8 protein-coding genes and 1 pseudogene are annotated in these 7,556 nt (G+C 58.6%); 1 reads left to right on the top strand and 8 read right to left on the bottom strand.

Annotation, left to right across the window (positions count from 1 at the left end):
- Nucleotides 1–116: 116 nt before the first annotated feature.
- From PMI36_RS00915 to PMI36_RS00930, 4 genes are all read right to left on the bottom strand, one after another.
- Nucleotides 117–308 carry a PLDc N-terminal domain-containing protein gene (locus tag PMI36_RS00915; RefSeq protein WP_008076373.1) on the bottom strand — a complete coding sequence of 64 codons (192 nt, stop codon included), beginning with the start codon at nucleotides 306–308 and terminating at the stop codon, nucleotides 117–119.
- Nucleotides 309–391: 83 nt separating this feature from the next.
- On the bottom strand, nucleotides 392–922 hold the full coding sequence (locus PMI36_RS00920) for a hypothetical protein (protein WP_008076371.1): 531 nt from the start codon (nucleotides 920–922) through the stop codon (nucleotides 392–394).
- Between the two features lie 208 nt (nucleotides 923–1,130).
- Entirely contained in the window at nucleotides 1,131–1,649 is a 519-nt protein-coding gene (locus PMI36_RS00925) for an ankyrin repeat domain-containing protein (protein ID WP_008076369.1), read from the bottom strand.
- A 97-nt stretch (nucleotides 1,650–1,746) separates the two neighbouring features.
- On the bottom strand, nucleotides 1,747–3,585 hold the full coding sequence (locus PMI36_RS00930; protein ID WP_008076368.1) for a long-chain-acyl-CoA synthetase: 1,839 nt from the start codon (nucleotides 3,583–3,585) through the stop codon (nucleotides 1,747–1,749).
- A gap of 354 nt (nucleotides 3,586–3,939) precedes the next feature.
- Between PMI36_RS00930 and PMI36_RS00935 the strand changes: the two genes are divergently transcribed.
- The gene (locus tag PMI36_RS00935) at nucleotides 3,940–4,218 is read left to right on the top strand and encodes a DUF3509 domain-containing protein (protein WP_007898807.1); all 279 of its coding nucleotides are present in this window, start codon (nucleotides 3,940–3,942) and stop codon (nucleotides 4,216–4,218) included.
- A 235-nt stretch (nucleotides 4,219–4,453) separates the two neighbouring features.
- Here PMI36_RS00935 and PMI36_RS00940 read toward each other — a convergent pair whose 3' ends face one another.
- From PMI36_RS00940 to aroC, 4 genes and pseudogenes are all read right to left on the bottom strand, one after another.
- Nucleotides 4,454–4,999, bottom strand: coding sequence for a 1,2-dihydroxy-3-keto-5-methylthiopentene dioxygenase (locus PMI36_RS00940; RefSeq protein ID WP_008076365.1), 546 nt, complete (start codon nucleotides 4,997–4,999; stop codon nucleotides 4,454–4,456).
- A gap of 20 nt (nucleotides 5,000–5,019) precedes the next feature.
- A pseudogene (locus PMI36_RS31800) lies at nucleotides 5,020–5,124 on the bottom strand (hypothetical protein); the annotation flags it as partial.
- A gap of 35 nt (nucleotides 5,125–5,159) precedes the next feature.
- The gene (locus tag PMI36_RS00945) at nucleotides 5,160–6,305 is read right to left on the bottom strand and encodes an MFS transporter (RefSeq protein ID WP_008076362.1); all 1,146 of its coding nucleotides are present in this window, start codon (nucleotides 6,303–6,305) and stop codon (nucleotides 5,160–5,162) included.
- 81 nt (nucleotides 6,306–6,386) lie between these two features.
- Nucleotides 6,387–7,478 (bottom strand): chorismate synthase, encoded by a 1,092-nt coding sequence (gene aroC / locus PMI36_RS00950; RefSeq protein WP_008076361.1) that lies wholly within the window; start codon nucleotides 7,476–7,478, stop codon nucleotides 6,387–6,389.
- Nucleotides 7,479–7,556 lie beyond the last annotated feature (78 nt).

Genomic DNA, 7,556 nt, shown 5'->3' with positions numbered 1-7,556 from the left:
TGGGAGCGGGCTTGCTCGCGAAAGCGGTTTGTCTGTTACATCGATGCTGAATGTGCCGACGTCTTCGCGAGCAAGCCCGCTCCCACAAGGGAAATGCGTTGTGCTTGAGGATGCAGTCAGATCCGCACATTGCCTCGTGGCCCGGCGATGGCCCAGATGATCAGGCCCAAGACCGGCAGCAGCACGATCAATAGCACCCAGATGATTTTCATCCCGGTCTCGGCGCCACTTTTAAGCACGTTGATGATGGCCCAGATATCCAAGGCAAGAACAATCAGGCCAACCAGGCTGTTGAACGTGGAACCCATGGTGACGCTCCCGAAGAGTGGTATGCCCTCTTAGGATAGTCGGGCCTTGCGAGGGTTCCGTTTTATTACCGTTATGGACAGCTTCAGACGTGGATCGCGACTTTCAGGGCTTCCAGGGATGGCGCCGCGGCGATGCCGACTTCGGCGCACAACTCCAGCACCCGTGGCACGTCATTACCGTAGACCAGCACCACTTGCAGCTCATCGTCGAGCAGCTGACTGAAGTTCATCAGCGTGTAACCGCCGTTTTCCTTGTTCATGCTGCTCATCTGCACCTGAATGCGATTGAGCGCCGTCAGGGCTTCGGTCTTGGCCAGTTGCTTGGGTTTGATGTTGAAATCGACGCCGGGGCCGAACGAAGCGACGATTTGCGCGAACAGGTCCATGTAGGTGTCAGCCTGGAACAGCACGGTTTCCGGCAAGCTGCCAACGACCACCCACTCACCCAACGGGATCGGGAAGGTGTCGTCGTAGTTGATGTCTGGATTGGCCGTCAGAAAAGCTTCTGGATCGGCGTAGGCCTGAGCCGCTTCGTCAGCGACTTTCAGGATTTCGTCATCGCTCATGCACCCGGAGCTGATTTTGCTGATGAGTTCGACGAGTGCGGCTTTCATGAGGTGGATCCTGTAGCGAGGGAGATTTGAGGGCGCGAAGGATAACGCATTTTGTGGCGAGGGAGCTTGCTCCCGCTGGGTTGCGAAGCAGCCCCAAAATCAGCCACCGCAGTCGTTCAGATAGACCGCATTCGCCGGGTTTACGACTGCTTCGCAGCCGAACGGGGGCAAGCCCCCTCGCCACAAAAGCCCCGCAGCACTACAGATGTCAGGCCAAGAGTTTCTGCAGCTGAGCCGTGGTATCCACCGCCCCCATGGTTTTGGCCGCGTCCAGCGCGGATACGCCGTTGGCATCCTTGGCTTTCGGGTCGGCGCCTTTGCTGATCAGGTAGTCGACGATTTCGACGCGGTTGAACATTGCCGCCATCATCAACGCAGTGCGACCGTCGAAGGACGAACCTTCCACTTGCGCGCCACCTTCAACCAGCGCCTTGACCACCGTCAGATCACCTTTGAATGCCGCGCCGGCAATCGGGCTCTGGCCGTTGTCATTGCGGATTTCCGGGTCGGCCTTGTGCTCGAGCAGGACTTTTACCGTCTCGACATGGCCGTGGTACGCGGCGAGCATCAGCAAGGTGTCGCCCTTGTGGTTGCGCAGGTTAGGTGGCAAGCCCTTGGTCAGCAGCGCAGCCATCATGGCCGCATCGCCCTCGCGCGCTTTGTTGAACACCTGTTCGGCAAATTCAGCAGCCTCTTCGGGCGTCATCTGGCGGCTTTTGTCTGACATTGGGGACTCCACATTCGGTCAATCGGAAAAGCCGATAGTTTCCCGAGCGGTCTGGAACCTGTCACTTCTTTTTTCTCATGAATGGCCATAGCTACATTCAATAGCGATACTTGCCGCCATGAATATCCGCCAGCACCTGCTCGGTGACTTGCACGTAAGTCTGGGTGCCCGGCAACCAGGCGTAGATTGGGTCATCGCCGGTTTTGTTCGGGTCGAAGGCTTCATCCTTAAGTCGGGTCTTCTGATATTTGAAGGTCCCGGTGGTTTCCATTTTCACTTTCACCCGTAGGAAAAGTGGCACCGCATAGGCAGGCATTTGCTGTCTGGCGAAAGCCAGCAACTCGCTGAAGTCCAGGGTCGCCAGGGATTCAGCCGGCGTGATTGCCGCCATCCCGGCACGCCCGTTGGTGTTGTGGATTTCCACGCCATAAGCCACGGCTTCGGCGATCTGCGGATGTTGCAGGAGGATGTTCTCGACCTCGGTGGTCGAGACGTTTTCGCCCTTCCAGCGGTAGGTGTCGCCCAAACGATCGACAAACTGCGCGTGGCCAAAACCGATGTTGCGCAGCAGGTCACCGGTATTGAAGTAGCGGTCGCCCTTCTTGAACACGTCGTGGAGCACTACTTTTGCGGTCTTCTGCGGATCGGTGTAGCCGTCCAGCGGCGCCTTGTCGTCGATCCTCGCCAGCAGCAAACCCTGCTCGCCCTTGGCCACTTTGCGCATGAAACCCTTGGCATCTCGCGTGGGTGCACCGCTGTCGTGGTCGTACGCAACCAGTTCCCATGACATCAGGGAAAAACCGATGGTGTTGTCGAAGTTGAGGATGTTGGTGAAGCCGATATTGCCGTCGCTGGCGGCGTACAGCTCGCAGATATGGTCAACGGCAAAACGCGTCTTGAACTCGCTCCACGCGCCGGGGCGCAGACCATTGCCGATCATCTTCGTCACGCTGTGGCGACTGTCGTCGACGCTGCGCGGTTGATCCACCAGGTAGCGACACAATTCGCCGACGTAACCGAGGGTGGTCGCCCGGTATTTGCGCACGTCACTCCAGAACTGGCTGGCGCTGAACTTGCGGCGGATGGCAAACCCCGACGCCCCGCTGATTGCCGAGCCCCAGCACACGCAGAGCCCGGTGGCGTGGTACAGCGGCAAGGTGCAATAGACGACGTCCTGCGGCTGCATGTCCAGGGCAATCAGCCCGAAGCTGGCGGAGCTGCGCATCCAGCGGCCGTGTTTGAACACCCCGGCCTTGGGCAACCCGGTGGTGCCCGAGGTGTAAATGTAGAAACAAGGATCGTCGAGAAAAACCTGCTGGCTGCTGACGGGGTTATCGCTGCACGCTTGGGCACTGACCGTCATCAGGTTGATGAAGCCATCGGGCGAATTGCCCGGATCGCGATAAGTGTCGCGATCGGCGACAAACCAGGTACGTGCAGCGTCGATGGACACCCGCTCGCGTACCGCATTAAAGGCTGGAACCAGCTCTTCTCCGACCACGATCGCCACCGGCGCCACCAGGTTCAGGCTATGGGCCAGGGTATCGCGGGTCTGGGAGGTATTGAGCAAGGCGCTGATCGCACCGACCTTGGCCACCGCCAATATCGTCACCAACAGTTCCGGACGGTTCTCGATAAAGATCGCCACCACATCGCCCTTGCCGATGCCTTGGGCAATCAGGTGATGGGCAATGCGATTGGCCCACTGATTGACCTGGGCATAAGTGAGTATCACCTCACCCTGCAGCAAGGCCGGGCCATCGGGGTTGCGCAACGTCGCCTGCTCGAAGCTCCAGCCGAGGCCACACGGTTGGGTCGGGTCCTTGACGTTGGCGGCTTTCATGCCCTTCACCACGCGGGGAATGGCTTTGGCAATGGAAGGCAGCTTGCGGAGCATCATGCCCCAGGTAATCGTGTCGTTCAGCGTGCGGCTCATTGATGCTCCCGTTCGATTTTCTTATTGTCGGGTGGCGTTGTTTGAGGCCGAAAATACGTCAGCGGTTCTTGAGCTGTACACGCGGTTTTTGCAATGTTTTGTATCCGCGACCCAAGCGTCTGGACCGGTGATCGAAAAGCGGAACCCTGGCGTCGTGATTGGTTCCATCGAATCGCGACCGACCACGCAAAATGCAGGATGCACGATGGCCATTCATGCAGATTGCACGAAAGCATAAAAACGCCTAATTACTAACCTATTGATTTATATGCATTTTTAAAAAATCAGGGGCTGGCACAATCACTGCAACTACCTCTCCATGTTGCCCTTCAAGCACAAACGGAGCTGATAGACATGAGCCTGATCCAGGAAAAATTTTCGTCGCTATTCTCCAACTTCGAAGTGACCACCCAGCCACGGCCTGACGGTGGCATTCTGCTGACCCTGCGCAGTACGGACGGCAAAGTCTTCAAACGTTCGATTTCCTACCAGCAATTGCATGCCGGCGATCAGCTGTCGTGGGTGATCAGCGCGATACGTCGTGACGTCGCCGAACAGGCCAGCGAACTGCCGCAGATCTCCATGCTGCAAAGTCAGCAACGGTTCGCCTTGCCGACCTATCACTCGGTTTAAATCCTGCAGTTGTATAAATAAACACGCTACAAACAAACAGGCCGTGAACGCTTTCGCTTCACGGCCTGAATTGTTTCTGGCTTTGCACAACCCTTGTAGGAGCAGAGCTTGCTCGCGAAGGCGGAGTGTCAGGCGACATTAACGTTGACTGACACTCCGCCTTCGCGAGCAAGCTCTGCTCCTACAGGTTATGTGGTTTACAGGGCAGAAGGCCGGAGCAACGATTGGCCTCTACTCAGTCCTCGAGACGCGGGAAGCGGCTGGCGATGTCATCGCCGGTGAAATTGGCCACCCTGCCTTCGGGGTTGTTAAACAGACGGATGGTGACGAAATGCGGGTGCTCGCCCATGTCGAACCAATGCGGCGTACCGGCAGGCACCAGGATCAGGTCGTTTTTCTCGCAGAGCACGGCGTAGACGTAATCGCCGATGTGCAGGGAGAACAAGCCACGGCCAGCGACGAAAAATCGTACTTCGTCTTCAGCGTAGCGGTGTTCATCGAGGAACCTGGCGCGCAGTTCGGCTTTTTGCGGGTGATCGCTGTTCAAACTGACGACGTCGACAGTGAGGTAACCGCGCTCGGTCATCAATTTGTCGATGTGCTCCTGATACGCGGCGATCACTTCTTCCTGGTTGGCACCGGGCTGGATTTTCGCTGTGGTTTGCCAACGGTCAAAGCGCACGCCCTGTTCGGCCAGGGTCGAGGCGATGTCCTCGAGGTGGGTCAGGACTTTGTTCGGTATTTCAGGGCTGGAGACGTGATAAACGGACAGGCTGCTCATCTGGGCAACTCCTTAACGGTTCATGCTTTATGGTTCGAGAGCGAGCGCGTCTTCAACTCGCACTCGAACAAAAATTCAAAGGCCTCGATCGGTCGCAGTGCGTCGCTCATGCGCGCGCCCCACGTCGATGATTTCCGGGCGAGATGTTCGCAGGCCAGGCTCATGGCCTGTCCTCTTGCATACGTGTGGCAATGATAACGGCAGCGGCGAAGGCTGCGAGGCTGGCAATACTAAAGGTCAATGTGGCGCCGAGGGCATTCCAGCTGTAACCGGAATACAACGCGCCCAATGCGCCCCCGGTGCCAGCCAGCGCGGCATACAACGCCTGGCCCTGCCCTTGCTGACGCGCGCCGAAGCTACGTTGCACGAACTGGATGGCAGCCGCGTGAAAGCTGCCGAAAGTTGCGGCGTGCAACACTTGGGCGAACAGCAATACCCAGAGGAATTCAGCAAACGAACCGAGCAACAACCAACGCAAAGCCGCCAGCAGGAAACTCGCCAGCAGCACCCGGCGCACCGAGAAGCGCGCCAGAATCTTGCTCATGGCCAGGAACATTAATACTTCAGCGACCACGCCCAAGGCCCAGAGCATACCAATCAAGCCACGGGTGTAACCCAGTCGCTCAAGGTGCAGGGTCAGAAAGGTGTAATACGGCCCGTGACTCATCTGCATGAGGGCCACGCAAGTGTAGAACGCCAACACCCCGGGATTGCGCAATTGCTGGAGGAATCCCTTCCCCGCCAACCGTTCACTCTGGACCGGTTGCGCGTTGGGTACCCACAAACTGCTGACGACGATCCCGGCCATGATCAGCACCAGTGCCAGCGGATAGATGTCCAGGCTAAGCCATTCGAACATCCGACCGAGGGCGACCACGGTGATGATGAAACCGATGGAACCCCACAGACGAATCTGGCTGTAGCGAGACGTTTGGCCATTCAAATGCGCCAGGGTAATGACTTCGAACTGCGGCAACACCGCATGCCAGAAGAACGCGTGCAAGGCCATGACCATTGCCAGCCACGCGTAGCTTTTGCTGACGAAAATCAGTGAGAAGGTCAGCAACGTACAGACCGCGCCGAACCGCACGATGGCCAGCCGTCGCCCGGTGTAGTCACCGAGCCAGCCCCAGATGTTCGGCGCCACACAGCGCATCAGCATCGGGATCGCCACCAGTTCGCCAATGCGCGCACTGGAAAAGCCCAGGTGATCGAAGTACAGCGCCAGGAATGGCGCTGTCGAACCGAGCAATGCGAAATAGAACAGATAGAAACTGGAAAGCCGCCAGTACGGAAGCGCCGTCACGTCGTCAGGCCCCGGCGGCTATGAGGCTCTGCACAAAAACTGCCTGCGCGACGAGTTTTCGTACAGACCCTGCGTCAGCCATTAAAGCTGACCCAGCACCGGAGTGCTCACGCGCACATCGATGTTCTGCCCGCGGTGACGCAGCAGGTGATCCATCAATACGATGGCCATCATCGCTTCGGCAATCGGCGTGGCGCGGATGCCGACGCACGGGTCGTGACGACCCTTGGTGACGACCTCAACCGGGTTGCCATGGATGTCGATGGAACGGCCCGGCGTGGTGATGCTCGATGTCGGCTTAAGCGCCAGGTGCGCCACGATCGGCTGACCGGACGAGATGCCACCGAGAATGCCGCCGGCGTTGTTGCTGAGGAAACCTTCCGGGGTCATTTCATCACGGTGTTCGGTGCCGCGCTGGGCGATGCTGGCAAAACCGGCGCCGATCTCAACGCCCTTGACCGCGTTGATGCTCATCAGTGCGTGGGCCAGTTCGGCGTCGAGGCGGTCGAAGATCGGCTCGCCGAGGCCCGGCATCACGCCTTCGGCGACCACGGTGATTTTCGCGCCGACCGAATCCTGGTCGCGACGCAACTGGTCCATATAGGCTTCCAGCTCCGGCACTTTGTCCGGGTCGGGGCTGAAGAAGGCGTTTTCTTCCACCGAATCCCAGGTCTTGAACGGGATTTCAATCGGGCCGAGCTGGCTCATGTAGCCACGAATGACGATGCCTTGGGTAGCCAGGTACTTTTTCGCAATCGCCCCTGCCGCCACGCGCATGGCGGTTTCACGGGCCGAACTGCGACCGCCGCCGCGGTAATCGCGCTCGCCGTATTTGTGGTGGTAGGTGTAGTCGGCGTGGGCCGGGCGGAACAGATCCTTGATTGCCGAATAGTCCTTGGACTTCTGGTCGGTGTTGCGGATCAACAGGCCGATGGCGCAACCGGTGGTGCGGCCTTCGAACACGCCGGAGAGGATTTCGACTTCGTCGGCTTCCTGGCGCTGGGTGGTGTGGCGGCTGGTGCCGGGCTTGCGGCGATCCAGGTCGCGCTGCAGATCCTCAAGGGAAATCTCCAGGCCCGGCGGGCAGCCATCGACAATGGCGACCAACGCCGGACCATGGCTTTCGCCCGCGGTGGTGACAGTGAACAGCTTGCCGTAGGTATTGCCGGACATGCGGGACGCTCCGTGAAATCGAAACTAAAATACGTAATGCGCGCCAGTATACGCAGGCTACCCGACTAGTTCATCCTC

It is taken from the genome of Pseudomonas sp. GM79 (assembly GCF_000282495.1).
GTDB lineage: Bacteria > Pseudomonadota > Gammaproteobacteria > Pseudomonadales > Pseudomonadaceae > Aquipseudomonas.
Note: the sequence above shows the minus strand (reverse complement) of the source record. Positions and strands in the feature narration are given on the sequence as shown.